26 protein-coding genes are annotated in these 24,830 nt (G+C 58.3%); 14 read left to right on the top strand and 12 right to left on the bottom strand.

Annotation, left to right across the window (positions count from 1 at the left end; genetic code table 11):
* Positions 1 to 29: 29 nt before the first annotated feature.
* From ABIQ96_RS17625 to ABIQ96_RS17600, 6 genes are all read right to left on the bottom strand, one after another.
* Positions 30 to 722, bottom strand: coding sequence for a DUF1573 domain-containing protein (locus tag ABIQ96_RS17625; protein ID WP_348215942.1), 693 nt, complete (start codon positions 720 to 722; stop codon positions 30 to 32).
* Positions 723 to 729: 7 nt separating this feature from the next.
* On the bottom strand, positions 730 to 1,248 hold the full coding sequence (locus ABIQ96_RS17620) for a hypothetical protein (RefSeq protein WP_348215941.1): 519 nt from the start codon (positions 1,246 to 1,248) through the stop codon (positions 730 to 732).
* Positions 1,245 to 1,844 (bottom strand): hypothetical protein, encoded by a 600-nt coding sequence (locus ABIQ96_RS17615; RefSeq protein WP_348215940.1) that lies wholly within the window; start codon positions 1,842 to 1,844, stop codon positions 1,245 to 1,247. The genes ABIQ96_RS17620 and ABIQ96_RS17615 overlap by 4 nt, the downstream gene beginning before the upstream one ends.
* Positions 1,825 to 2,490: a sigma-70 family RNA polymerase sigma factor gene (locus ABIQ96_RS17610; protein WP_348215939.1), complete on the bottom strand. Its 666-nt coding sequence runs from the start codon at positions 2,488 to 2,490 to the stop codon at positions 1,825 to 1,827. Before ABIQ96_RS17610 ends, ABIQ96_RS17615 begins: the two co-directional genes overlap by 20 nt.
* Before the next feature lie 184 nt (positions 2,491 to 2,674).
* Entirely contained in the window at positions 2,675 to 3,142 is a 468-nt protein-coding gene (locus ABIQ96_RS17605; RefSeq protein ID WP_348215938.1) for a DUF695 domain-containing protein, read from the bottom strand.
* Positions 3,143 to 3,261: 119 nt separating this feature from the next.
* Positions 3,262 to 4,083, bottom strand: coding sequence for a hypothetical protein (locus tag ABIQ96_RS17600; RefSeq protein ID WP_348215937.1), 822 nt, complete (start codon positions 4,081 to 4,083; stop codon positions 3,262 to 3,264).
* Positions 4,084 to 4,185: 102 nt separating this feature from the next.
* Here ABIQ96_RS17600 and ABIQ96_RS17595 point away from each other — a divergent pair, with 102 nt between their 5' ends.
* The 4 genes from ABIQ96_RS17595 (at position 4,186) to ABIQ96_RS17580 (ending at position 7,754) form a co-directional block, all read left to right on the top strand.
* Positions 4,186 to 5,064, top strand: a complete 879-nt coding sequence (locus ABIQ96_RS17595) for an ABC transporter ATP-binding protein (RefSeq protein WP_348215936.1) — start codon at positions 4,186 to 4,188, stop codon at positions 5,062 to 5,064.
* The gene (locus ABIQ96_RS17590; RefSeq protein WP_348215935.1) at positions 5,061 to 5,981 is read left to right on the top strand and encodes an ABC transporter permease subunit; all 921 of its coding nucleotides are present in this window, start codon (positions 5,061 to 5,063) and stop codon (positions 5,979 to 5,981) included. Before ABIQ96_RS17595 ends, ABIQ96_RS17590 begins: the two co-directional genes overlap by 4 nt.
* Positions 5,982 to 5,985: 4 nt before the next feature.
* Positions 5,986 to 6,963 (top strand): hypothetical protein, encoded by a 978-nt coding sequence (locus ABIQ96_RS17585; RefSeq protein WP_348215934.1) that lies wholly within the window; start codon positions 5,986 to 5,988, stop codon positions 6,961 to 6,963.
* Positions 6,964 to 7,031: 68 nt separating this feature from the next.
* Positions 7,032 to 7,754, top strand: coding sequence for a metallophosphoesterase family protein (locus ABIQ96_RS17580; protein WP_348215933.1), 723 nt, complete (start codon positions 7,032 to 7,034; stop codon positions 7,752 to 7,754).
* Between the two features lie 113 nt (positions 7,755 to 7,867).
* Here ABIQ96_RS17580 and ABIQ96_RS17575 read toward each other — a convergent pair whose 3' ends face one another.
* The 3 genes from ABIQ96_RS17575 to ABIQ96_RS17565 are packed head-to-tail and all read right to left on the bottom strand — an operon-like array spanning position 7,868 to position 11,995.
* Entirely contained in the window at positions 7,868 to 8,881 is a 1,014-nt protein-coding gene (locus ABIQ96_RS17575; protein WP_348215932.1) for a right-handed parallel beta-helix repeat-containing protein, read from the bottom strand.
* A 50-nt stretch (positions 8,882 to 8,931) separates the two neighbouring features.
* Complete coding sequence (locus ABIQ96_RS17570; protein WP_348215931.1) at positions 8,932 to 10,329, bottom strand: right-handed parallel beta-helix repeat-containing protein; 1,398 nt, start codon at positions 10,327 to 10,329, stop codon at positions 8,932 to 8,934.
* Positions 10,330 to 10,354: 25 nt separating this feature from the next.
* Complete coding sequence (locus ABIQ96_RS17565) at positions 10,355 to 11,995, bottom strand: LamG-like jellyroll fold domain-containing protein (RefSeq protein ID WP_348215930.1); 1,641 nt, start codon at positions 11,993 to 11,995, stop codon at positions 10,355 to 10,357.
* Positions 11,996 to 12,295: 300 nt separating this feature from the next.
* Between ABIQ96_RS17565 and ABIQ96_RS17560 the strand changes: the two genes are divergently transcribed.
* The 10 genes from ABIQ96_RS17560 (at position 12,296) to raiA (ending at position 21,967) form a co-directional block, all read left to right on the top strand.
* Complete coding sequence (locus ABIQ96_RS17560) at positions 12,296 to 13,255, top strand: metallophosphoesterase (RefSeq protein WP_348215929.1); 960 nt, start codon at positions 12,296 to 12,298, stop codon at positions 13,253 to 13,255.
* 63 nt (positions 13,256 to 13,318) lie between these two features.
* Positions 13,319 to 13,573 (top strand): FeoA family protein, encoded by a 255-nt coding sequence (locus tag ABIQ96_RS17555; RefSeq protein WP_348215928.1) that lies wholly within the window; start codon positions 13,319 to 13,321, stop codon positions 13,571 to 13,573.
* A gap of 8 nt (positions 13,574 to 13,581) precedes the next feature.
* Positions 13,582 to 15,474 (top strand): ferrous iron transport protein B, encoded by a 1,893-nt coding sequence (gene feoB, locus ABIQ96_RS17550; protein ID WP_348215927.1) that lies wholly within the window; start codon positions 13,582 to 13,584, stop codon positions 15,472 to 15,474.
* Between the two features lies 1 nt (position 15,475).
* A complete protein-coding gene (locus tag ABIQ96_RS17545; protein WP_348215926.1) occupies positions 15,476 to 15,610 on the top strand; it encodes a hypothetical protein in 135 nt (44 codons plus the stop codon).
* Positions 15,607 to 15,999 carry a VOC family protein gene (locus tag ABIQ96_RS17540; RefSeq protein WP_348215925.1) on the top strand — a complete coding sequence of 131 codons (393 nt, stop codon included), beginning with the start codon at positions 15,607 to 15,609 and terminating at the stop codon, positions 15,997 to 15,999. The genes ABIQ96_RS17545 and ABIQ96_RS17540 overlap by 4 nt, the downstream gene beginning before the upstream one ends.
* Position 16,000: 1 nt before the next feature.
* Positions 16,001 to 16,966 (top strand): bifunctional riboflavin kinase/FAD synthetase, encoded by a 966-nt coding sequence (locus tag ABIQ96_RS17535; protein WP_348215924.1) that lies wholly within the window; start codon positions 16,001 to 16,003, stop codon positions 16,964 to 16,966.
* A 45-nt stretch (positions 16,967 to 17,011) separates the two neighbouring features.
* On the top strand, positions 17,012 to 17,149 hold the full coding sequence (locus ABIQ96_RS17530) for a hypothetical protein (RefSeq protein ID WP_348215923.1): 138 nt from the start codon (positions 17,012 to 17,014) through the stop codon (positions 17,147 to 17,149).
* Between the two features lie 64 nt (positions 17,150 to 17,213).
* On the top strand, positions 17,214 to 19,634 hold the full coding sequence (locus ABIQ96_RS17525) for an Amuc_1098 family type IV pilus outer membrane protein (RefSeq protein WP_348215922.1): 2,421 nt from the start codon (positions 17,214 to 17,216) through the stop codon (positions 19,632 to 19,634).
* Positions 19,635 to 19,663: 29 nt separating this feature from the next.
* Positions 19,664 to 21,196, top strand: coding sequence for a hypothetical protein (locus tag ABIQ96_RS17520; RefSeq protein ID WP_348215921.1), 1,533 nt, complete (start codon positions 19,664 to 19,666; stop codon positions 21,194 to 21,196).
* 183 nt (positions 21,197 to 21,379) lie between these two features.
* Positions 21,380 to 21,967, top strand: coding sequence for a ribosome-associated translation inhibitor RaiA (gene raiA / locus ABIQ96_RS17515; protein WP_348215920.1), 588 nt, complete (start codon positions 21,380 to 21,382; stop codon positions 21,965 to 21,967).
* A 55-nt stretch (positions 21,968 to 22,022) separates the two neighbouring features.
* On the opposite strand, the gene ABIQ96_RS17510 is transcribed toward raiA, so the two are convergent.
* The 3 genes from ABIQ96_RS17510 to ABIQ96_RS17500 form a co-directional block, all read right to left on the bottom strand.
* Positions 22,023 to 22,802: a glycoside hydrolase family 16 protein gene (locus tag ABIQ96_RS17510; protein WP_348215919.1), complete on the bottom strand. Its 780-nt coding sequence runs from the start codon at positions 22,800 to 22,802 to the stop codon at positions 22,023 to 22,025.
* A 209-nt stretch (positions 22,803 to 23,011) separates the two neighbouring features.
* Positions 23,012 to 23,155, bottom strand: coding sequence for a hypothetical protein (locus tag ABIQ96_RS17505; RefSeq protein WP_348215918.1), 144 nt, complete (start codon positions 23,153 to 23,155; stop codon positions 23,012 to 23,014).
* A gap of 381 nt (positions 23,156 to 23,536) precedes the next feature.
* A partial coding sequence (locus tag ABIQ96_RS17500; RefSeq protein ID WP_348215917.1) for a 30S ribosomal protein S1 occupies positions 23,537 to 24,830 on the bottom strand: 1,294 nt, incomplete at its 5' end.

Below are 24,830 nucleotides of genomic sequence, written 5' to 3'. Positions count from 1 at the left end.
CCCGATGGCCGCCAGCTGTCGAGTAGCATTCATTTCTGCGAGACGGCTTTTGCAGGGATCGGCTTGCGGATCACGGCGAATGCCTGCTGGGTCTTTTGCTTTTCGATCTTGCTGTCGGTCTCGATCCGGATGATGCCCAAGTCAGGAACCTCCGTTGAGGTCGGCGTGACTAACAGGTCGTATTTGGATCCCTTTTCGATGGTTTTCAATTCGCAGGTGAAAGTGTCCTTCACTTTCACGCCGGTCACGTTGATCGAATTTCCTTCGGCCATGGTGACGTGAATGGTCTGCGTCTCCGCTTTCCCGCCGACGTCCCAGGACAAGGTTTTCGAAGGCGTCAGTTCGACCAGAACCGGGATGTGGATGTTGACCTGAAGGTGAACGGACGGCGTGGGAGCCGGATCGTTGTCGAGCCAGATGGCCACTCCTTTTTCGACAGTTCCGGTGGCATTGCCGACGTCAAAGATGGTGCGGATGACGCCAGATTCGCCGGGTGCGTATTTGAGTTTTCCGCCCGAAACCACGACCTTGAGGCAAGAGCAGGTGGGATCGCTCTTGGCAATGGTCACCGGCTTGTCGGTCTTGTTGGTGAAGGCAAAATCGGTCGTCACGATCGTGGCATCCACCGCTGCCGTTTGGTCTTTGGTGAGTTCCTCGAACTCCAATCCCGCCGCGAGGGCGAAGGCTTGAAGGGTCAACAAAATGCCGAGTGCGAGTTTCATGGTGGTATTATGAGCCGGGTTTTTCCTTCGGCGCAAGGGCAACACCGATAATCAGCCGCCCACCCCGCCACTCGGGGCCGAGGATGAAGAGAGGGCGATTTCCTTGGAGGAGGACGTCGGTTTTGAGAATTTTTTTCCGGCTGAGCCAGAGTTCGAGATCGAGTTTGGTGGCGTCCTTGGTTGGCTTGCTGCGGGCTTCGAAGCGGACAAGCACTTCATCGGACGGTCTCAGCGGTTGCGCCCAGTTTTCGTAACTCCGCAACAGCGGCTGCACCTCGTGGCCGAGGATCCGGTAGTTCGTGAAACGAAGCCGTTCCTCGCCGCGGAGCTTGGTTGCCATTTCCTCGGACAGCAAAGTGGACTTCGCGCCGGCGGCTTTCGGATCGCCGTTGGTGGCATAATAGACGGTGAAATCCACCTGCCCCATGGCAGTTTTCCCCGGATCGGACTGCGCTTTCGCGGGATTTGCGAAAACGGCGCCTGCCACCGCCAAGCCGAGCGTGATCCATTTCCTGCGGTTGATCATCGTCCGGTATCAGTTCCAGGATTCACCACGCCGCCTGCGGTCGAGTCGATTTCACGATCCATCGGCACATAAACGGTTTCCGAAAAATCCGTCGAATCCGGGATGGCGGCCACGCCGTTGAGGACGATGACCGTCGCGGAGGCGCGGGCGCTGGCGAACCACTCGGCATCGACGCCTTTTTCCGGCGTGTAAACAACCGGTTCCACGGGAATCGCCTTGGGTGCGCCCGCGACATCGTAATTAACCGCGGTGCTGGATTTCTTCCCAATCCAGAACGCGAAAACCATGCCCGCGCAGGCCGCCAACGGCATCAACCAGGAATTCCAGGAAAACGGCCGCTTCCGGACCGGCTCCGTCTTGGGCGCGGAATCGCGAATGGCCTGCAAGACCCGGCTGTTGAAAAAGTCAGGATACGGCGGTTCCTCGGCTGCGGGAATGGCCGAAGCCATCATCGTCCGCCACTTGCGGACTTCTTCCCGGGCTGCCATTTGGTCGGGCTGGGTGATTGCCCACGATTCGACGGCGGCGAGTTGCTCACCGGTCAATTCGTCGTCCAGCCAAAGGGCCAGCGTTGCTTCATCTGGATTCGTATTCATCTTTTAGCAAGGCTTGGAGTTTCTGACGCGCGTAAAAAAGCCGACTCATGACCGTTCCCAAGGTGCTCGACATCGCCTCGGCGATTTCCTTATACGACAATCCTTGGACATCTTTCAAGATCACGACTTCGCGATGTTCGGCGGATAATTTGCCGAGAGCGATCTGGATTTTCATCCGCAACTCGCCGTGGGACATCGATTGGTCCGGTGATTCGCCACCGGAAGGCGTGGTGAACGAGCCAGAATCGATCCGCTCCCGTTCGAAAATCTCATCGTTCAGCTCGCCGGCGCTTTCGATCTTCCGCTTCCGAGTCCAATCGTAAACCGCGTTGTGGGCGATGCGGTAAAGCCAGGTGGAAAACCGCGCCTTAGCCTCGAATCGAGGCAGCGCGTTCCACGCCTTGATGAAGACCTCTTGGGAGAGGTCCCACGCGTCGGCTTCCTGGTGAATCATGTTTCGGATCATGGCGAATATCCTTCCGCGATGCCGGGTGACCAGCGCGTCGTAGGCACTCATGTCCCCCTTCTGCGCCAGTGCGACCAGCCGGAAATCATCGTCCGGATCGTTCAGCGAAGCATCCGAATCGACGGGACCGACAGGCCCCAGCGAGTTCTTGGACGGTTCACCACTGGGATTATTCATCATTCAGGAAAAAAATCAGGCCTGCGGAAATGGTCCGCACGAACGACAAACTGACCGCCCCCCGCCAGCCGTGCAACCCGGAATCGCAGGAAATGAGCGGATGTCCTCGTTCAGTGATCCGCAGGCAAAGCATTGAAACTAAAAAGTCCCTGTTGTGCGGTTCGACGCGACGCGCCATTTGCTCTCTTTATTTTTTCCTTTCCACAGTATCCACGAATGAATGCCAATACTTCCATTCCGAGTCGTTGCTGTGGTTGATAGAAATGGGAAAAACGGGTTTGCCGGAAAGTTTCTCGTTCAGGGTTTTCATAAACGCATCGTAGTCGCGGGCATAAAAGCACCACTCGCGCACCCCTCCCGCGGTCATCACAAGCGCGAGACACGAATCCTTGCTGGTGGACAACGACTCCAGAGCATCCTCCAGCTCATTCATCCGCTTGTTGGTTGGATCGTTAGGTAGCTCACCTTCATACTTCCATGAAATCGACACTTCTTCCGATAGCGGCACTGACTTCCATCCTTCCGGCTTCACTTGCATGTAACGAAAAATACCCGTGCCCCCATCGGATGTGGTGACCTGCGCAACGGCCCACTTGTCTTTCTCAGAAGAATCCGATTTGGATTCACCAAAGAGGAGTGACGAAAGAAAGGACATGCCGAAAAAGATCGCTGTGGATGGCTTCATTTTTTACGACCAGAAGAATTTGCTCACTCAAGAATCTTGGAAATCCCTCAAGAGACAAAGACAAAAGAAGGGACACGCGGCCCTTCTCCTCACTTGAGCTTCACCGTGACTTGCTTCTTGGTTTCCATTTTCACGCCTTCGAGGCCTTTGAGCGCTTCCATGGCGGCTTGCGGATCGTTGTGATCGGCGGCTTGGAGTTTCTTGAGCGTCTCGGGCTTTTCGAGGAGCTTGCCCATTTCCATTTCCATCAGGGTGACGGTGTTGCCGTCGTGGTTGGTGGCGTCGGTATCGGCGATGCCGGAATCGACGACGACCTTGAAGGACATTTTCATGTCGCCGAGCATCTGCTTCATCATGGCATCCATCTGGGGATTTTCCTCCATGTCCGGAGCATCGGGTTTCGCGTCCTTATCGGCTTCGGGCTTTGCGGGCTCGGGCATGCCGATGGTCAGGGTGCCGTCGGCGAATTTGAAAGCGATGGGTTCCGATTTGGCGGTGGCCGGAGCGGCGGCTCCCATCGGTGACATGTCCTTCATGCCTTCGCCGGGGGCGATTTTCAGTTTGTTGATGTCGGCAAACTTGAAGGTGGTGCGGGCACCCTTGTTACCGCCGATTTCGATGGGTTCGGATTTCTCGAAGGTCACTCCCTCGCCAAGGGTGGCGGCGCGGGCCTTGGCCTTTTCCGGTGAGAACATTTCCGCCACGGGATCTTTGGCTTTCGCCCTGCCGTCCGCGCCGCCGAACGAGGACATTTGATCCATCATCGCCATCATCTGGGCACCGAGGGTGGTTTGCTCGACGAGCGTGCCGCTGCCGTCCTTGTTGAGATGAATGGTGGTTTCGCTCTGCAAACAGCCGGGTAGAAGAAGAGCGATGACGGTGGAGGTGATGGCGAGGAGGAGACGTTTCATGGATTTTGTCGGAGGTTGGACGAGGTATGCGTTAGCAAGGGCCGGGAATCAAGTTTCCAAAATCGGGAAATTTGCCCGTTGCCAGCCGGACGAGTCGCGCCAATGATGATTCTGCCAATGGCTGAAACGATTCCCGCAGTTGAAATCAAGGACCTGGTGAAGGACTTCAAGACGTCGTTCCGCAAGCAATTGCTGCGCGCGGTGGACGGGGTCTCGATCCGCATCATGCCGGGGGAAGTCTATGGCCTCATCGGACCTAACGGCTCCGGAAAATCAACGACAATGAAGGCGCTGCTGGGCCTGGTGGCCCCGACGTCCGGCCATTGTTCGATCTTCGGCAAAGACTCGCTGAAGGTGGACTCGCGCAACGACGTGGGATTCCTGCCGGAAAATCCGTATTTCTACAAACACCTGAGCGGCGCGGAAACCCTGCGTTTCTACGGCAAACTCTGCGGACTGAAGGGCAAGGTTCTGGAAGACCGGGTGGGCGAACTGCTAGCCTTGGTGGATCTGGAAGACGCGCGCGACCGGCGGATCGGCGGCTACTCGAAGGGAATGCTGCAACGGATCGGACTGGCTCAGGCATTAGTGCAGGAGCCGCGGTTAGTGATCTTGGACGAGCCGACGGCGGGCGTGGACCCGATCGGATCCCGCCAGATCCGGGACCTGATCATGAAGCTGCGGGAACGCGGCATTACGGTTTTTCTCTGCTCGCATCTGCTGGAGCAGGTGCAGGAAGTCTGCGACCACGTCGGGATTATTTTCCGCGGAAAAATGGTCAAGGAAGGGCGGCTTGAGGATCTAATCGCCATCGAGGATCAAACGGAAATCATCGTCAAGGATGCCAGCCCGGAACTGATTTCGAAAATCACCGCGTTGGTGAGCAGCTCGGCGGGAGCTTCGCTGGTGCGCACCGGCAAACCACGGACGACGCTCGAGCGGCTGTTCCTCCGCGAAACCACTCAAGACGACGAATCATGACCACCGCCATTTCCTACCGGGCCTCGCACGTGAGCCGCATCCTGGTGATCGCCCGCCATGCGTTCACGCAGTTGGTGCGGATGAAGGTCTTCTATTTCCTCGCGGTATTCGGGGTGATCCTGATCGGCTCGAATTTCATGAATCTGCCGCAGCATGAGGGACCGGAATCCGCCGGCATCCACGTGTTGACCATGGTCAAGAGTTCGTCGCTTGGAACAATGACGTTGTTCTCCGTCGTCCTGTCCATCGTGGCCACGGCGTTGCTGCTGCCGAAGGACGTCGAGGACCGGACGCTCTACACCATTCTGGCGAAGCCGGTGCCGCGCATCGATTATCTGGCCGGGAAATTGTTAGGAGTGCTGTTGCTGGTGTTCGTCTCGCTTCTGCTGATGGATATCCTGATGACGGCCGCGCTTCAGATCCGCACGTCGCTCGTCATGGCCCAACAGTTGGAAATGGCGAAGTCGCTCGAATGGACGCCGAAGGACATCGAGTCGGTGAAACTCGAAGTGCTCTCCCAAGGCCCGACCTGGTCATTGCAGGGAGCGGTGTTCGCGGTGTTCCTGCGGGCGTCGATCATGGCTTCGCTGGCTTTGCTGATCTCGACTTTTTCAACGAGCACGTTGTTCACGACGATTATCAGTTTCCTGATTTATTTCATCGCCCATTTCCAAGCGGACGCGCGGGCCGTCTTCCTGAATTCCGGCCAGGCCGGCGAAGGGAAATTCGCGCGGATGATTTCGATGCTGATCTCGCTGGTGCTGCCGGATTTCCAGAATTTCAACGTGATCGACGCCGTCATCCAAGGACAGGCGATGCCGCTGTGGATCCTCGGAAAGCTAACACTCATCGGCTTGTATTACGCGGTGTTTTTCACCATCGCCTCGTGGTTCGTCTTCGCCGAAAAGGAATTCTGACATCGTGAAAGCTTGGCAACGAAACGGAATCGTAGCAGTGGCCGTGCTGGTCTTCGGAGCGGCGCGCATGCCATACGAAGCCAAGTTGGCCAACGAACTCCGCGCCGCGAATCTGATGCCGCCGAAACTCCAGATCGGCACGACGGATAAAATCGGCCAGACCAGTTGGGCCGTCGCGCTCGGCGGGTTGCGGACACTGGTTGCCGCGTTCATGAACCTGCGGGCCTTCGGATTTTTCGAGGAAAAGCGCTGGGACGACGTCGCGGACACCTACGACATGATCGTCGATCTCGCGCCCAATACCGGCTATTACTGGGACGCTGGTTTTTCACATTCCGCCTACAACGCCGCATCGTATTACGTCAACGATTCCACGCTGTCGCCGTCGCGCCGCAAGCAGGCCTGGCTTGCATCGGTTCGCCGGGGCCGGGCGTTTATCGATCGGGGCATCCAAAACAATCCGGACAATTGGAACCTGTGGGCCAGCCTCGGATTCCTGCTCACCGACTCGAACAAATACAAAGCCTTCCCCGATCCCGACCAAACCTTCACCCAAGCCGCCGAGGCCTACCGCCGTGCGGCAGCCACCGGCAAGGCCCTCGACTATGTGAAACGGGCGCAATTTTACGCCCTCGCCCGCGTGACCGGCCGGGAAAAAGACGCGCTCGCCATGGCCAGGGACCTTTACAACACCCCGCGCAACCGCACGCCCACGCTGCAAACCCTCCTTTTCGTGCTCGAAGCCCACGATCAGCCGGACATGGACAAGACACGGCGGGCGATCGAGATTTTCGGAACTCCGGAAAAAGCCTACGAAGCGCTTTCCGCCCACTGGCAGCGGACCCGCGAGCGATTTCCCGTCTATGGCGTCGCCGAGACGCTTCAATCGTTGGAAAAACAACTCAACATCCCCGCCGACAAGAGCATTTTAAACCAACCCCTGCCCCCGCCCTTCGGCCCCGACGAATGGTTCTCGAAATAGCAGGACGGCTTTCGTCTCGACAGAACCCCGCGAAGCGACAAACTTCCCTCCCCACTCTTTGACCACACATGCGGATAGCTCTTTTCGGTGACATACATGCCAATTTGGAAGCCCTCGAGGCGGTTCTCGACGATGCTTCCAAGCAAGGTGTGACGGACTACGTCTGCATGGGGGACATCGTCGGCTACAATGCCGATCCGGCCGCTTGTCTGGAAATCGTCCGCGCCATGGAATGTCCCACCGTGAAGGGAAATCACGACGAGGACGCCTCCGGCAACCACTCGCTGGACAGCATGAATCCGGTGGCCGCCGCCGCCCTTGAGTGGACCCGCAAGCAGCTTTCCGACGAGCAGCGCCAGTGGCTCACCCGCCTCCGCATGGTCCGCCAGGTGTCCGATTTCACCGTCGTCCACAGCACCCTCGACCAGCCGGCAAACTGGAACTACGTAACCAACCGCTTCGACGCGATGTCGAACTTTTCCTATCAGTTCACCCAGCTCTGCTTCCACGGCCACACCCACGTCCCGCGGGTTTACGTGAAAACCGACAAGGTCCAGGAAGTCCCCGCCGATTCCGTCGTCATCGAGCCCGGCGCGAAATATTTCATCAACGTCGGCTCCGTCGGCCAGCCGCGCGATGGCGACTGGCGCGGCTGCTACGCCATCTTCGATCTCGAGCACAACCTCGTCGTCTTCCGCCGCGTCGAGTATGACATCGCCAGGACCCAGGCGAAAATCATCGCCGCCGGCCTCCCCGCGATGCTCGCGGAACGGATCCAGGAAGGCCGTTGAGTGGTTTCCAGAGAGAGGAGTGGAAGTTTCTGTAACCTTCACAAGTCAGGAGAAGCGAAAGGAAGGGTTCCTGTGCTTCGCCAAGGAATAGGATTGTTGGTGGCAAATAGGTTTTACGGAGCTGGCGCGGCGGGGACGTAGGAATCCGAGACGTTGTCCACTTGGCGGCCTCCGACCCAGTAGATGCTGGAGGCCGTGTAGCCATCGTCGGCGTTTTGGTCGCTGGAGCTTGCCTTGCAGGTGGAGATCGTGGAGTTCGCGCCACGAATGCCATCGGACCCGCTGTTGGTGACCTTGCAATCGGAGATCACCGAGCTATCCGCCCAGATGCCCGCCGAAGCATTGCCGCGGGCCAGACAGTTTTTCACCACGGAGTTAGATGCCCGGATTCCGGATCCCCCATTGTTCATGCCGCTGGAACCAATGACGCTGCCCAGATCGGCATTGATTCCGTCGCTGGCATTGGAGTTACCGGTAGAGGCGGCGATGCTGCCATTGTAGGCGCTGACTCCGAAAGCGCCATTTGAGGTGCCGATCGAGTTGGCAACGCTGCCCATGAAAGCATTGATTCCAGAACCGCCATTGGATTGGGCGCTGCAGTTGGTGACCTTGCCGAGAGCCGTATAAATTCCAGTACCGCGGCAGCCGCTGACCTGGAGATTATCCACTGTCAGGTTTCTGGTATCGTTCGCGGAGGAGTAGACTCCATTGGTGAATCCTGCCAGGGACGGCGTCCAAATCCGGGGTGAGCCTGAGATGGTCACGACCGTATTGCCGGCGATGATGCCATTTTTGATAGAGATATTGCTGAGTTCGTTTCCGGTGGAGATCCCCTTTCCGGTGACAGGTGCGGTGGAGCTGAGGGTGAAGCCGTTGAGATCGAGGGTGACGTTTCCGGTGGTGATGCTGATGGCATCTCCCGAGGCGGCGGTGAACTGGAGGTTCTTGGTGAAATAATAGCTTCCGGAGGTGCTGATGGTGAATGGCAGGGTCTCGATGGGAGTGCGCGGCTCAATCTGGGTGAGGGTTTTCATGCCAGCGGCGGGAGCTCCGGGCGGAGGAGCGAGCGGGCCTTGGGCGAAAGTCGTGGAGACGCCGAGTGCGAGGAGGAGGACTGCGGTTTTCATGGGAAGAGGCTCCGGGCTTGTTTCTGTGTGATTGAGTATTCTCTAAAGAGTTAGGGCAGTGTGAAATTCGCGTTCGGGTCGGTCGAACCGAGAGCCGCCCCACCGGCGTTTCCCGTGAAAGCGGAGGCCGCTGCCGCTGCCACTACGGGCGCGACGAAGTTGGTGGCTGGAACGTTCCAGTTGTTAGTCAGATTGCCTCCGGCGGTGTTGCGGATCAGGATATTTTTGGTGGAGCTGCTCGACAATTGGAAACCGGTGGCGTTCCCGATGGCGTGGTTGCCCTCGATCCGGTTGCGGCTGGTCGCAGCAACGAAAATGCCGGCTCCGACACCCGGCGAGGCACCGTTGGAGGTGAGCGTATTGCCGACGATCGTGCAATTGTTGCCACCGACGTAGATTCCTGCACCGAGATTCCCACCTGCATTGCAATTCTCGATGACGCAGTCGTTCCCCAGATAGAATCCGGCTCCGGTCAGCTGGCTCGGAGTGGCATTCGTAGAAGTGTTGGACGAAGCGGTGGAATTAACCACGCTGCTCCTCGCCCCAATCTCGACCCCGCACACGAATGTAGCTGACGAGGAATTCGCGGACGCCACGCATCCTTTAATACGGCTATCGGTGCCGACCCTGAGCCCCGCGGAACAGGACGTGGCCATGGAGTTTTCGATGTTGCCAGCGTTTCCAACACGCATTCCCGCGTTACCGGAGACCGTGCAGCGGCTGACCGAGCATCCGTCACCCGTGTTGATGCCATATCCGCTAACACCTCCGCTGATGGTGCAATCGCTGATGGAAACCGGACCGGGATTCCCTTGAATTCCGGTGCCTGCCTGCAGCGTGACGCGGGTGTTTTTCACCACCGAATTTTCGCGCAGATTGATTGCCGCCGTGGTGCCGGCCACTCCCCGGATGACACAACCGGAAATCACGCATTCCTTGTTGCCGTAGAATACGAATCCGGTGCAATCCAGAGCGGTGACATTCTCGATCGTTAGTCCCGAGGACCCGGCAAGCTCGGCGGAGATTGCCGTGTCGCAATCACGGATCGTCCCATTGCGAACGGTGAGTCCTGTGGTGCTCGATCCTCCGGAAATGCCACCGGACGTGGAATTGGTGGCACTAATGGTGAAGCCGTTCAGATCGATGACGACATCTGATGCCTGGACGCGGATGGAATCATTCCCCGCCGGGGCGACGCGATCGGAGGTCAGGACATAGGTCCCGCTTTCGAAAATGGTGTAGGTGCCGGAACTGGTGGAGATCAGGGTGTGGTTCGCGACGGCCGCTTTGATCGCCGTGGTGGTGGAGGCGGTGTTGTTGCCCGTGGTGGCGATTTCGCCAAGGGAGCTCATTGAAGGCGCCGGAGCGCCGGGAGGCGGAGCGAGCGGCCCCTGCGCGAATACCGTTAGGGGAAAAAACAACGGGGCAAGGATGAGGATGCGTTTCATGTTAGATTGGGTGTGGTTGGCAGGCTCACGGCTGGAGCGGAACGGAGGCGGCGACGCGCAGGAAATTTTTCACGGCGGGCTGCACCGCGATTTGCCGGGAGGTCGTCACGCCGGAGAAACCGGGAAAAAGGCCCGTCTGCCCATACCAGGACAAGCCCGTCAGAGTCTCCGAAGTTTGCAGTTGATAGATCCGTGCGGGTGAACTGGCGAAGGTGACGTCCCAAAGATTGTAGCCGCTGTTCGGGAAAAACTGGACCTGTTGGGAAGTGATCCGGAGTCGGCTGGAAGGGTCGTTTGGATTGGTGTCGGCCAGATATTCGTCCTTGTCGGAAATGCCGTCGCCATCGCGGTCGGTGGTGCCATTGCTGACGCTGAGATAGATGAATTTCTCCCGCTCCCAGGCATCGGCCATTCCATCGTCATCCGTGTCCGGACTGGCCGTGGTCGCGGCCTTCAGCGAGGAAATATTGATCCAGCCGACATTGGCTCCATAGGCGTAGCCCGAAAACTGGCCAGTGATGAGATCGAAGCGCGGGCGATCGCTATCAGTTAGCGGACGAGCGGTGCCGAGGGCATCCGTGCCGAAGTTGATCCAGCCGAAGTTCGCCGCCCACGCGAGGCCGGAGAGGTTGCCCCTGCCGTCGTGATTCACGCCATAGTCCGCCCCATCCGTATTGGCGTAGCGGATGCCATTGACCGGCGAGGCATCGCCGAAATTGATCCAGCCGCAATTCGCGCCATAGGCAAATCCGGAACAGGCGTGCTCGCCGATGACAACACCCCAGTCCGTGGACGGGCGCGCGTTGATCCATCCGATGTTAGCTCCGTAGGCATAGGGATCGGAGACGGAAATGGTGCTATCGGTGAGCGGCGGACTCGCCGGGTTGATCAGTCCGGGAGCAAGGATGCCGGTCGGTTGCGGCGCTCCGAGCGATGCGATGTCGGCGGCGGAGAGTTCCTCGCCCCACAGGCCGAGGCTGCCGAGCTTGACGGGCTTCAGCTCGGCATTGTTGTCCGAGAAGAGGTGGAAGGTCGGGCGGAGGGAGAGCGCGCCGTTGAAGGTGCTGGTCCGTGCCGTTCCGTTAGGTGCGCCGTTGAGGTAGAGTTTCACCGTCGTTCCCCCACCCGCTCCATTGTTCGCGCAAGTGATGGCAAGGCGATACCACGTGTTGACGGCGATGGCTCCGGTCGTGCTCAGGCTACCCAGTCCGGAAGTGACAGTTCCCACCAGATTGTCGGAGGAAAACACGTAAAAGGTCACGTCGCTGGAGTTCGCGGGATCGAGTTGCAGTATCCCGGCATAGGGCTGGAGCGCGTCGAATTTCACATCCATCACGACCGTCCATTGGTTGGTCAAGGTCGCGCCCGGTCCGCCGTTCGCGCCGATGGGATTGGTGACAGTGAGCCTTTTCGCAGAAGGGCTGAAGACCTGCGTCTGGAGGAAGGTGAAGCCACCCGCAGTGCCGAAACTGTAGTCGCTACCCGCCACCAGCGAGGAGGCATTGAGCGGCGTAAAGGTCGGCCAATAGCCGTCGAAGGTGGAATCGAGATCCCACACACCCTTCACATCCGCCAGCCCGGCCCGGACGGAAGCCGGGAGCAGAACGGCTGCGATGAGGCATGGGAGAGTCTTGATGAGGACTCGCGACGGAAAACGGCAGGTCACAACCATAGTCCCGAGTCTCGCCCACATTCACTCACGAGGAAATACGTAGAAATGCGTATTTCACAAAACCAGATATTTGACCTAACGAAGCGTATCAACTGCTTCCGCTCAGGGTCTTATACATGATGTGGGCATCCACATACCCGCGATCGGCATGGCGGAAAGCGACGGAATGGTGCCAATGATCTCAAAACTGTAGCGAACCGACCAACACGGTGCTCGCCTGCAAAAGCGAGAGAATAGTCTGCGGGCGATATTGGTCTATCAGACGCATAGGGCTTTCCAAGCATCGGTAATTCAATGGCCTTTGCCAAGGCGGAATCGGGGTCGGAGGGTTCGATTTCACCGGATCTTCATCCGCGTTTCACACGATGCGTGCGGGATGCGCGGGTGAAAATGCAGGACGAGGCCATCGCAAGGAAACGATTCGGGTTCACACGGCGCAGGATGCTGGCCGCGCTGGTGGCGGGCGGCGCGGGTGCTCTGTTGGATGCGTTCTGGTTCGAGCCCGGACATCTGACGGTGACGCGTAAGGAAATGCGGACCCGCCAACTGCCGCCGGGGCTGGACGGACTCCGCATCGGGGTGTTGTCGGATTTCCATTTCCGGCCGGGCGATGACGATGAATTGGTGGCGAAGGCGGTGGCCCAGGTGCGGCGGGAAAAGCTGGATTTGATCGCGCTGACCGGCGACTACACCAGCGGCAATCTGCGGGTGGTGCCTCCCCTGCTCGCGCTGTTGGAAAAAATGTCGGCCGCGCACGGGGTATTTGCGGTGCTGGGAAATCACGACGGCTGGCGCGGGCAGCCGGAGGTGATCCGGCGGCTTTTTGAAAAGGCGGGCTTCTCGTTTTTGATCAACCAGAACAGCCAGTTGTCGGTGCGGGGGGAGAAACTGGCGATCGCCGGGACGGACTTCGTCTGGAAGGGCAGGCCGGATCCGGAACGCACGCTCAGGGGGATTTCCAAAACGACCCCGGTCGTCGCGCTGGTCCACGAGCCGGACTATTTCGACGCGATGACGGCCCGGCGGGACATCCAGCTCCAGCTTTCCGGCCACACCCACGGCGGACAATGTCGGGTGCCGCTCATCGAATACGCCCCGCGGACGGTGAGCTACGGCAGGATTTACAACTACGGCCACTACGCCCGCGGGGATTCCAATCTGTTCGTCACCCGCGGCGTGGGCACGGTCGGGGTGCGGGTCCGGTTCGCCTGTCCGCCGGAATTGGCGATCCTGACGCTGCGGACGGGGGCTTGAAATAGCTGCCGGTGCGCCGTTTTTCTTGTTGCAAACCAATCTCAACTGTCGATCTTGACGGAGATGTCACACGCGCTTGCCACTGCTCTGGAAATCGACAGTGCCATGACCTTGAACCAAGCCAAGGTCGGCTGCGACATGCAGATCCGTCTCCTCAACGGCCCGGCCTGCGAGCGGCTGCGGGATCTCGGGTTTTGCGAGCAACTGCAGGTCCGTAAAATCGCCGGCGGCCGGAATTTGATTTGCTCGATCTGCGGCACCCGGATGGCGATCAGCCGCGAGTTGGCGGAGCAGGTGCTTGTATCTCCCGTGGGCTGAAGTTTTCAATGACCTCCGTCACAGACGCTCCTTCGACGATCGCGCTGATCGGCAATCCCAACGCCGGAAAAACCACGCTTTTCAACGCGCTAACCGGCGCGAACCAACGGGTCGGCAACTACGCCGGCGTCACCGTGGAGGTAAAATCCGGCGAGGCCTACACACCGCACGGACGCAAGCTGCGTGTGCTTGATTTGCCCGGCTGTTATTCGCTGCGGGCGAATTCCCCGGATGAAAAAGTCGCGCTCGACGCGCTGAACGGATCGCTCCCCGGCGAGTCCATTCCGGACCTGGTCGTGTGCGTGGTGGACGCCTCTAACCTCGAACGCCACCTCCAGCTCACACTTCAGGTCATCGAACTCGGCCTGCCCTGCGTCCTTGCGCTCAACATGGTGGACATCGCCGAGCGCAGCGGCCTGCGGCTCGATCCCGCGAAACTTTCCGAAGAGTTAGGCATCCCGGTGGTGCCGATGCAGGCGAATGCCAAAAAAGGAATTGTCGAGCTGAAGCAAGCGCTGCGACTTCCCCTGCCGGTCGCCTCAGAGGTCACTTGGAATTCCGCGGGCGGTGATCCCGAAGCTGCCAGGCGCGCGTTCGTCACCCGGGTTTGCGAACTCGCCGCCCGCCGGCCTGACGCCCACCAGCAGACTCTATCGGACAAGATCGACTCGGTGCTGCTCCATCCGATTCTCGGCTGGATCTCGATGGCGGTCATCTTTTTCGCCGTGTTCTGGGCGATCTTCTCGTTCGCCGCGATCCCGATGGGCTGGATCGAATCCGGACAAGGCGCGCTCGGCAACTGGATCGAATCGTTGATGCCGGATGGCGATCTCCGCTCACTGGTAGTCGATGGCATCATCGGCGGAGTCGGCGGGGTGGTGATGTTCCTGCCGCAGATTCTGCTGTTATTTTTGTTCATCGGGCTGTTGGAAAGTTCCGGCTACATGGCCCGCGCCGCTTATCTGATGGACGGCGTGATGGCGAAGGCAGGGCTCAGCGGAAAATCCTTCCTGCCGCTTTTCAGCTCCTATGCCTGTGCGATTCCCGGCGTGATGGCCACCCGCACCATCGACTCGGCCAAGGAACGTCTCGTCACGATTTTCGTCGCGCCGTGGATGAGCTGCTCGGCGCGGCTACCGGTTTATTTCCTCGTCGTCCCTCTCTTGCTTCACGAACACGAAGGCACTTGGAAACAAGCGCTGATCCTGTTTTCCATCTATTCGCTGGGAACCCTAACCGCGTTCATCGTCGCCCGCATTCTGCGCGGCCGCCTGGGCGAGGACATCAGCCCCGGCCATTTCCTGCTAGAACTTCCACCCTACCGCAGGCCGCAGTGGAACTACATTTTCCGCCATGTGCTGGAGCGCGCGTTCTCCTTCGTAAAAAAAGCGGGCACGATCATTCTCGGCCTTTCCATCCTGCTCTGGGCGCTCAGCACCTATCCGAAAAAGGAAGGTGCGGACGATGCCGAAGCGCTCGCACACAGCGCGATGGGCCGCATCGGCGAGGTGATCGAGCCAATCGTCAAACCGCTCGGTTTCGACGGCCGGATGGGCACGGCGATCCTCACTTCGTTCGCAGCGCGCGAGGTGTTCGTTTCCTCGATGGCGATTCTCTATCGGGTCGAGGAATCCGACAGCGAGGAGGATACCCGCAACGCCCTGCGTGATAAACTCGCCGCCGCCACTTGGCCGGACGGACGGCCGATTTTCACGCCGCTATCGCTGATTTCGCTGCTGGTGTTCTTCATCTACGCGCTGCAATGTTTACCCACGACAGCGGTCGTCGCCCGCGAGTCGGGATCGTGGAAATGGGCCATCGGCCAGTTCGTTTTCATGACGGGGTTCGCCTACACGGCATCGCTCGTCGTCTTCCAAGCCGGCAAACTCCTCGGATTCTAACATGGACTGGCAAACCACCACCGCCGCAGCCATCGTGGGCATCACGATGGTGATTTTCATCATCCGCATCGCGAAGCCGAAGAAGAAATCCGGCTGCGGTCACGACTGCGGATGTGGCAAACCCAAAGACCCGTGAAAATCGAACACGTCGCATTCAACGTCGCCGATCCGGTGGCGGTCGCGGACTGGTATGGCAAACATCTGGGACTGAAAATCGTCCGGCACATCCCTGTTCCCACGCAGACGCATTTTCTAGCAGACGATGATGGGGAGACGGTCATCGAGATATACTGCAATCCACCAGAAGAAGTTCCGGATTACGCGGCGATGAATCCCCTGCTGTTTCATCTCGCCTTCGTTTCCGAATCGCCCGACGAGGACTGCGCGAAGCTGATCGCCGCCGGAGCCACCGCGGTCGATGAAATCCAACGTCCCGACGGCACCCGCCTGCTCATGCTGCGGGATCCATGGGGACTCGCACTGCAACTTTGCCAAAGGGCCGAACCGCTCGTGCGTAAGGCTTGAAGTGGCTGCGCGCCGCCGCTATCCCAGCGGAGTGCTGATTTGCAAACGCCTTGAAGAATTGCCCGCTCTCGGCGTGCCGCTGCACCTCGCGCTCGGGGTTTTCGACGGTGTCCACGTCGGCCATCAGGCGGTGATCGAACGCGCGGTGAAAGCCGCAGAACGGGAAGGCGGGCTGGCGGGAGTGCTGACTTTCGATCCCCATCCGATCCGCGTTATCGCTCCGAAAAAAGCTCCCACCTCGCTGTTGGAAACGCTGGAGCACAAGGCGAAGGCAGTGGGTGATTACGGCGTGCAACTTTTCATTCCGCTGCATTTCGACATGGAGGTTGCGAAAATGGAGGCGTCGGAATTCATCGATCAACTCATGGCGTCGCCCGTTAGAACCATCGCGGTCGGCGAGGATTGGCGGTTCGGCCACAACCGCAGCGGCGACGTAACATTTCTCGAAAATGAAGCAGCGAAGCGCGGTTTCAAACTGGAAGCCGTGCCACCGGTGATGCACGACGGCGAGCGCATCAGCAGCACCCGCATCCGCCAGGCCATCCGCGATGGAAATCTCGATGCGGCGGCACAAATGCTCGGCAGGCCTTACGTCGTCTGTGGCACCGTCATCGAAGGTAAAAAGCTCGGTCGGACGATCGGATTTCCGACCGCCAATCTCGCCACCGGCGACGCCCAACTTCCGCTCGACGGAGTGTGGGCCGTGCGGGTGCAACTTCCCGACGGCCGCGACCTTCCCGGCGTCGCGAATTTGGGACTGCGTCCGACCGTTAACGGCGAATCCCGGACGCTTGAAGTCCACCTGTTCGATTTTGCCGAAAACATTTACGGACAGGAGCTCGAGGTCCGTTTCCAGAACCATCTCCGACCGGAAATCAAATTCCCGTCGCTGGATGCGTTGCGCATTCAAATTCAAAAGGATGCGGAAGAAGCGCGGGAGTTTTTATTAACCAATCCGAAGAAATAAAGCGATCTTCTTGACACCAGATTGGTTCATGTGAACACTTTTCGCATGAACTCCATTCCACCTGTTCTGTCCAAGGTCCGCAAGATCATCGCAACCAAGCTTTCGCCTTACTTCCGGCAGCCTACGGTGATCCGTCGGACGATCGCCATCCAGCTTGAGTTTCCGTGGCTTTCAAAAAGATGAATTTTCCGGATTTTGCGCTTACTCTCGCACTCCAAGCTCTCTATACGTCGCGGCAACCATTCGCATGGAGACATTCAAACCCAATTATTCCTTCCGTGGCCGCGCTGCATTGTTAGCCAGTGCCTGCCTGATTGTCCCGCTGACGGCCGGTGAGCCGAGGGGGAGCGCGGGCCTTGCCGAGAGTGAACTTTCACGCCGCAGTGTGGCGATCGAGGAGGCTCAGGAGCTGCTTCGCAAAGGCGATGAAGCCTACACCGGCACCCGTTACAAAGATGCGGTTGAAGCCTATGCCGGTGCCCGCGAATTGATCCCGGACGCCCCCATTTCCGCCGAACTCCGGGACGCCGCCACCCAACGCTATGCCCAGGCATCCGTCGAATACGCGCGCGAACTTTCCCGCAATGGCGACGTCGCCGGAGCCAAGGCTGCCGTGGACAAGGTCCTGATCAAATCGGTCGCCCCTGACAATCCGGGCGCACTCGATTTCCGCAACCAGCTCGACGATCCGATCCGCACGAATCCCGCGCTGACCAAGGAACACACCCAGAATGTGGATTCCGTGCGCAAGCTGCTCTACACCGCCGAAGGTGCCTACAATCTTGGTGATTACGACAAGGCGAAGCGGAACTACGAATCGGCGATCCGCATCGATTCCACCAACACCGCTGCGCGTCGTGGATTGGAACGCGTCGCCCAGGCGAAAAGTGATTACTCAAAGTCCGGCTACGATCACGCTCGGGCGGAAATGCTCGCCGAGGTTGACAAGGGATGGGAGACCCCGCTTTCCCCAGTCAACGTGGAGCCGACCTTTGGGGACGCCAATATGGGTCTGCTGGATAAGGAATCCGTCACGGTCAAAAACAAGCTCGACCGGATCATCATTCCCAAGTTCGCACTGGACCAGGCGTCGTTGGAGGAAGCTCTGGATTTCCTGCGCCTCCGCTCCGCTGAAAACGACACCACGGAACTGGATCCATCCCACAAGGGTGTGAATTTCACGGTCAATTTAGGCGCCCCGGACTCGCCTGCCGCTACGAGGATTCGCAAGCAGCGGTTCGACCTCCAGCTCAGCCAGGTTCCTCTTTCCCAAGTTCTCAAATACATCACGGAGATCACCCAGACGAGCTTCTCCACGGATGATTTCTCAGTAAATATCTCGCCCTTGGGATCGACTTCCGCAGAGCTGGTCTCGCGCACCTACCGGGTTCCTCCCGATTTCATCAGCTCGATCAGCTCCGGCTCCGCGACCTCCGCTGCGGAGCCTGCGGATCCCTTCGCCGAAGCGCCTGCAAGCCGCGGACTTCTCGCAAAACGCCTCGGTGCTCAAGAGGCCTTGGTCCAGCAGGGCGTCGGCTTTCCACAAGGAGCTTCCGCCAGTTACACTCCGGCTAACAATCTGCTTCGGATCATCAACACCGAGTCCAATCAGGAGTTTATTGCCCAGATCATCGAGACCATGACCAAGACCGAACCGGTGATGGTTTCGGTGACTGTGACGATGATTAAGGTCGAGCAGAACCGCTTGGAAGAGCTTGGATTTGACTGGTTGTTGAACAATATCGGCTTCGGCGGAGAAAGTTGGGTTCCCGGTAACGACAGGCTGAACCTCTCAGGAGGCACCACAGGCAACCAACGACCCATTACGGATACAATCAATCCTCCGGCCAACCCACAACTCAACCCCATCACTGCGGGAAACCGCAGCGGCGACTATGCGATTTCCGGAAACAACATCGACAATCTCCTCACGAGTCAGTTGGGCCGCCAAGTCCAGAAAGCCGCGCCCGGAATCTTTGCATTAAGAGGTGAGATCGACAACGCCACCGTAGAGACGATCATGCGTGGCCTCGACCAGAAAACAGGGGTGGACGTGGTGATCAAACCTTCGGTGGTCACCCGCAGCGGCCAGCAGTCCTCTATTCACATCGTTCGTGAATTCATGTTTCCGGATGAATACGAGCCCCCTGAACTGCCGAATTCGACAGGAGACACTTTTGGTGGTGGCGGCAGCACTCCTGTAACTCCTTCCACTCCAACGTCCTTCAAGGAACGCGATGTGGGCGTGACTCTCGACGTCGTGCCGGTCGTTGCTGAGAACAAGCAATCCGTGAACGTAAAACTGAATCCGGTTTTCACCGAATTCGATGGGTTCGTGAACTACGGCAGCCCCATCAATTCCACCCAGCAAGGCTTGCTGGGACCGGAAGATGTATTGCTCACTCCCAACGCGATTCTCGAACCCATTTTCAGCGTTAAGAAACTCGACACCGAGGTTGATGTGACCGACGGCGCCACTATGGTCGTCGGTGGTTTGATCCAGGAAACCGTGCAAAACGTGGAGGATCAAACCCCCATCCTCGGCAGCATCCCCATCATCGGACGGCTCTTCCAGTCCAAGGCCACTCAGAAAATCAGCACGGCGATCATTTTCCTGATCGGAGTGGAAGTCATGGACCCGACAGGCCGTCGCTATCGGGACCGCTGATCGACTTGAATTCTCCCTACCTTTGAAAAATGTCAGCCGCCCCTAGCGAGCCGGAAAAATACTCGATCGACGAGATGATGGATCGATTGAAGGGTTCGCCCGCGGAGAATCCCGAAGATGGCGAACTGGTGACGCGTTCGGATGGAAGCCAGGCGATCCGCGTCCGCAAACGCAAACGTCGCTCCAGTCAACCTCACAAAGAGCAATCCGTGCGGACACGGCGGGCCCGCATCATTCAGGTTTCCGCCGCGTTGATTCTGGTATTCCTTGCCGTCCTCACTGTCGGAGGTGCCGTGATTTACGCGAACAGCAGCCCGTTCCGCGAAGGGCTTCTCCAGAAGATCGGGCAGTCCACCGGAGCAACCACAGACCTCTCCCAGTTCCGGATGAATCCTAAAACGGCCAATGCGAACGATCTGACGTTGGAATGGCCGGCTGGCAACCTGTTGCGAACTCTCACGGTCCGGGGAATCAACGCGGAAGTCTTTCCCACCAGTTTTCTCGGCAAATCCATGACGGGTGAGGAAGTCACTGTGGCGGAAGGAAATCTCACCCTACAGATTCCGAAACCGGGAACGGCGTTGCGCACGGTAAACAAAGTCGAAGGAGAACTCCCCATCCGTTTCAACCGCTACCGCACCCCGGTTCTCAATCTCACTCTGGGGTCTCCCGAAAGCCCGATTCTCCGGCTCTATAAATCGGAAGCCTCGCTGACATCGGAGACGCAGGCCGGACTGCCTCAAATGAGACTTTACCGCGGTGATCTGGCGATTTCCGGCTGGCCCAATCTGCGCATGAACCGGGCGCTCATCGAATTCCGCGGGAATGAGATCAACGTCGTCAGTCTGCAGGTATTCCACCCCGGCGATGACCGGGGTTCACTCGGACTGACCGGCACGATTTCCCCATACAAACAAAGTCAGACATCCAATCTAGCAGCCAGTCTCGACGCCTTTCTGGTCGAGGGCCTTGCCGGGGCACATCTGGGACACATCATTTCCGGCAGGATTGATTCCGTTTCGGCAGCGAAGTCGAACTACTTTTCATTCCTACCCGTGGAGAATTCGTCTCCCACGCTGGACATTGCCTTCAGCGTCACGCCGTCTTCGAACATCGAGTTCCAGGGATTTCCTTTCCTGCTGGGAATCGCGCAATTGCTGGATGGCGACGAGTGGTTCGAAAAACCGGTCTTCGATACCGATGCCACCGGAACCTTCCACCGGGAAAAAGGTGTCATCACTTTCCGCGATCTCAATTTCGTGAGTAAGGGGCGGATGGCGATCCAAGGGGAGCTCTCAATGGCGGCCAACGAGGCGCTGTCCGGAAAGCTCCGCGTCGGGCTTTCGGAGGCGATGATCCCCAAGACATCCCGTCTGAAAACAATGATGGGACCTGCCAAGGAAGGATTCCGTTGGATTACGTTGAACATCGGCGGCTCGGCAGTGTCGCCGACCGACAATTTCAAGGATCTCTTCACCGAGGCCGGTGCGACCAAGGAGCCGGCTCCCGCTCCTGACGGTACGGAACGCTCTACCTTCGACGAGCTTACCCGCCCGCGCTAGAGAAATGTCGCTTCAATCCAGCCGAATGCCGGGTGGGAAATCTCCGAGAGACGGGCCGGGCAATTCCTGCGTGATTTTTTCGAAGAAGAGCGTGGCGTTCTCCTCGAATCTGGTTCAAGGTATCCGACGGATAAGGCAGTTAGAACTGCCGTCCGCTCACCCAAATACCAACCAATACGAACCATGCAAACCGCCAACGTCAATCTGCCGATCACCGTCACGGTGAGGCACGAGCAAGTGACCGATGCCCTGCGCGACCACGCGACCAAAAAGATCGAGGGACTGCATCTTGATTACCCGCGAATCATTGAGGCCAAGGTCATTCTCGACGTCCAAAAAAACCGGCACATCGCCGAAATCATTCTTTTTTGCGCCAACCACATCACCATCGAAGCGCACACCGAGGGCAAGGACATGTATGCCGCCCTTGATGAGACGATCGAGAAAATCGCCCGACGAATGCGCAAGCACAAGACGCGGTTGATGAAGAAGCATCGCCCGCACCGCAATGAGTCGATCCGGCATCTTGAAGAACGCTTCTTCACCGAAGACGTTCTGGATCACCCGGAAAATTCCGACATCGAGCCGGAACCGTTCCTCGTCCACCCGGAGAATTACTCGATCCGCACGATGTACAAGGAAGACGCCGTCATGCAGCTTGAACTCACCGACCGCCCGTTCGTGCTCTACAAGAGCGCCCGCCGCGGTTGCCTGACCATTATCTACCGAAGGAAGGATGGCGAATACGCCGCAATGGATATCAAGGATTGATTCCCTGGGATCTGAAACAGAGCCGGACGGGAACGATCCCGTCCGGTTTTTTCATTTACGGAGACTTCTGATAGAACCTCACGTAATCGATTTCCATCCGCTGGGGAAACGCCGTGTCATCGATGCCTTTCACTCCGCCCCAGTCACCGCCGATCGCGAGATTGAGAATCAGATAGAACGGCTTGTCGAACGGCCACTGGGCCACGCCGTCGCCGGCCCTCTTGTCAAAGGTGCCGTAAACCTTGCCGTCGATTTCCATCAGAATTTTCTCCGCCGACCACTCCATGGAATAGGTGTGAAATTCGGTGGCGAATGATTTCTCGGAAACCTGGGCGGAGCGCTGGGTATGCTTCATATGGTTGTAGGCCTCCGTGTGAAGGGTGCCGTGGATGACGCCGGGATCATAGCCAACGTGCTCCATGATATCGATCTCCCCGCACTTGGGCCAGCCGACCTTCCCGATGTCGGTTGGCAGCATCCAGATGGCGGACCATGTGCCACGAGCGGCCGGGATTTTCGCTTTCACTTCCATCCGGCCGTAAGTCCATTCCCCGTGCCCTTTGCTATTGAGGCTCGCGGAGGTAAAATCGCCTTTCTCCCTTTGCTCCTTGCGAGCCTCGATGATCAGATGGCCATCCTCCACGCGGGCGTTTTCCTTGTCCTGAGTGTAGAATTGCTTCTCGTGATTCCGGAGCATTCCGGTTTCGTAACTCCATTTCGCGGAATCGGGCAGTCCGGGTTTGTCGAATTCATCGGACCAGACAAGTTTCCAACCGGGAAGGCCGGCGGCGGTTAGAGAAACGGCGGAGAGGGCGAGGAATAACAAGGTTTTCATAATGCAGGACTGGCTACGTCCAAGACGGCGCGTTTGTTTTCAGTGGTCATGACTCCCTCGGAAAATACCAAGACCGTCGCCACCTCGCAGGCCTCACTGAAGAGTCCCTGCGTTTGCACAAGGATCTTCCTAGTTTCACCGCTTCTTCACGTCCGGCGAATGCGCCATGCCAGGGGAAACGAGTCGGCGTCGAATGGGTAAGGAAGCGATCAGAATTTCCAACTACTGTCGTTCGCCGATGGCAGCGGCGAGCCGAGTTTCGCCCTGTTGATCTCGTCCATGTCCTCCGAAGGAGCCATCCGGTGCTGGCGAATCTTGGTGGCCTGATCGGCCGGAACTTCAGGGCGATTCAAAGAGCAGGAAGCAAACAAGGTCACAAAAGCGGCGCAACAGCAGAGAGCTAGTTTTTTCACATCGGCAGGTTACCCGCAGTTGATGGGACTTGTAAAAGGCTTTCCCGGTACGCGGTTAAAAATAAGAAGCTAAAGGATCCGTGCGGATGCCAAAGAATCCGGATAGAAAAACTCTCAGCCACCAATTTCAAGAAGACCCTGTTCAGTAGCAACCCGGTCGTGCTCTTCCAAGAAGCGTCTCCTTCCAGATGCAGGGTTGGGCGAGTCATTCTAACAATTCCTGGAATCGCGACCCGGCGACGGCAGCACAAAAAAGCCGGACGAGTTTCCCCGTCCGGCTTCTTGCGTGTAGCGGCGGTCGCGATGACCGCCGCTGTTTGATTAGTCTTCCTGACCCGGGCTCCAGTCTTCGGAGGCGGCGGCGGCGAGGTTGAACGCTTGCTCGAGGCCGACCATCTCGGAGGATGGGCGGAGGCTCTCGAAGCTGGCGCTTTCCTTTTTCAATTGGTCATCGGAGTAACCGACGGCCTTGATGGAAAGGCCGATGCGGCGCTCGACCTTGTCGACCTTGATGACGCGGGCTTCGATCTCTTCGCCGACCTTGATGATGTCCTTGACCTTCTCCACGTGGTCTTCGCTGAGTTGCGAGATGTGGATGAGGCCGTCGATGTCACCGTCGAGGCTGATGAAGGCGCCGAACGACGCGATCTTGGCAACAGTGCCCTTGACGAGGTCGCCGACCTTGAAGCGGCTGTCGATGAGGCTCCATGGATCGCCTTCGGTTTGTTTGATACCGAGAGAGACGCGTTGGTTGCCCTTGTCGATGGCAAGCACGATGGCTTCGACTTCGTCGTTCTTTTTGAGAACTTCGGACGGGTGGTTGATCTTGCGGGTCCAGGACATGTCCGAGACGTGGATCATACCATCGATGCCTTCTTCGAGCTCCACGAACGCACCGTAAGCGGTGAGGTTGCGGACCGGGCCCTTGATGGTGGCACCCACTGGATAGCGGAGTTCGATTTCATCCCATGGGTTGGAATCGAGCTGACGCACGCCGAGCGAGATTTTCTGCTCTTCGATGCTGATGCCGAGGACGACGGCCGAGATTTCCTGACCGATTTCGAGGACGTCGGAAGGACGGGTGATGCGCTTGACCCAGCTGAGCTCGGAAACGTGCACGAGGCCTTCGACGCCGCGCTCGATTTCGATGAATGCTCCGTAAGGAAGAAGCTTGGTGACGCGACCCTTGACGTTGTGACCGATCGGGTATTTCCGCTCGATATCTTCCCAAGGATTGTCGGACATTTGCTTGAGGCCGAGCGAAACACGCTCTTTCTCTTTGTCGACGTCGAGGATGACGACATCCACGGACTGGCCGATGTGAAGCAGCTCGGAAGGATGGTTGATACGGCCCCACGACATGTCGGTAATGTGGAGAAGTCCGTCCATGCCTTGCAGATCGACGAAGGCACCGAAGTCGGTGATGTTCTTGATCGCGCCGGTGACCTTGTCGCCGATTTTGACAGTGGAAAGGAAGACCTGGCGTTGCTCGGAGCGCTCGGCTTCGATGACTTCGCGGCGGGAAAGAACGATGTTCTTGCGCTCGTCGTTGACCTTGACGATTTTGAATTCGTAGACGTTGCCGACGTATTCGTTGAGATCTTTCGGTGGAATG

Origin of the sequence: Luteolibacter sp. (assembly GCF_039920825.1) — a bacterium.
Taxonomy (GTDB): domain Bacteria; phylum Verrucomicrobiota; class Verrucomicrobiia; order Verrucomicrobiales; family Akkermansiaceae; genus Luteolibacter.
The sequence above is the reverse complement of the archived record's forward strand: the minus strand, read 5'-3'. Positions and strand labels throughout refer to the sequence as shown.

Bases quoted from the DNA above. Each gene is read 5' to 3' on its own strand.
- ABIQ96_RS17625 (WP_348215942.1), bottom strand. From the start codon at position 722: ATGAAACTCGCACTCGGCATTTTGTTGACCCTTCAAGCCTTCGCCCTC.
- ABIQ96_RS17620 (WP_348215941.1), bottom strand. From the start codon at position 1,248: ATGATCAACCGCAGGAAATGGATCACGCTCGGCTTGGCGGTGGCAGGC.
- ABIQ96_RS17615 (WP_348215940.1), bottom strand. From the start codon at position 1,844: ATGAATACGAATCCAGATGAAGCAACGCTGGCCCTTTGGCTGGACGAC.
- ABIQ96_RS17610 (WP_348215939.1), bottom strand. From the start codon at position 2,490: ATGATGAATAATCCCAGTGGTGAACCGTCCAAGAACTCGCTGGGGCCT.
- ABIQ96_RS17605 (WP_348215938.1), bottom strand. From the start codon at position 3,142: ATGTCCTTTCTTTCGTCACTCCTCTTTGGTGAATCCAAATCGGATTCT.
- ABIQ96_RS17600 (WP_348215937.1), bottom strand. From the start codon at position 4,083: ATGAAACGTCTCCTCCTCGCCATCACCTCCACCGTCATCGCTCTTCTT.
- ABIQ96_RS17595 (WP_348215936.1), top strand. From the start codon at position 4,186: ATGATGATTCTGCCAATGGCTGAAACGATTCCCGCAGTTGAAATCAAG.
- ABIQ96_RS17590 (WP_348215935.1), top strand. From the start codon at position 5,061: ATGACCACCGCCATTTCCTACCGGGCCTCGCACGTGAGCCGCATCCTG.
- ABIQ96_RS17580 (WP_348215933.1), top strand. From the start codon at position 7,032: ATGCGGATAGCTCTTTTCGGTGACATACATGCCAATTTGGAAGCCCTC.
- ABIQ96_RS17575 (WP_348215932.1), bottom strand. From the start codon at position 8,881: ATGAAAACCGCAGTCCTCCTCCTCGCACTCGGCGTCTCCACGACTTTC.
- ABIQ96_RS17570 (WP_348215931.1), bottom strand. From the start codon at position 10,329: ATGAAACGCATCCTCATCCTTGCCCCGTTGTTTTTTCCCCTAACGGTA.
- ABIQ96_RS17560 (WP_348215929.1), top strand. From the start codon at position 12,296: ATGGCCTTTGCCAAGGCGGAATCGGGGTCGGAGGGTTCGATTTCACCG.
- ABIQ96_RS17555 (WP_348215928.1), top strand. From the start codon at position 13,319: ATGTCACACGCGCTTGCCACTGCTCTGGAAATCGACAGTGCCATGACC.
- feoB (WP_348215927.1), top strand. From the start codon at position 13,582: ATGACCTCCGTCACAGACGCTCCTTCGACGATCGCGCTGATCGGCAAT.
- ABIQ96_RS17545 (WP_348215926.1), top strand. From the start codon at position 15,476: ATGGACTGGCAAACCACCACCGCCGCAGCCATCGTGGGCATCACGATG.
- ABIQ96_RS17530 (WP_348215923.1), top strand. From the start codon at position 17,012: ATGAACTCCATTCCACCTGTTCTGTCCAAGGTCCGCAAGATCATCGCA.
- ABIQ96_RS17525 (WP_348215922.1), top strand. From the start codon at position 17,214: ATGGAGACATTCAAACCCAATTATTCCTTCCGTGGCCGCGCTGCATTG.
- ABIQ96_RS17520 (WP_348215921.1), top strand. From the start codon at position 19,664: ATGTCAGCCGCCCCTAGCGAGCCGGAAAAATACTCGATCGACGAGATG.
- raiA (WP_348215920.1), top strand. From the start codon at position 21,380: ATGCAAACCGCCAACGTCAATCTGCCGATCACCGTCACGGTGAGGCAC.
- ABIQ96_RS17510 (WP_348215919.1), bottom strand. From the start codon at position 22,802: ATGAAAACCTTGTTATTCCTCGCCCTCTCCGCCGTTTCTCTAACCGCC.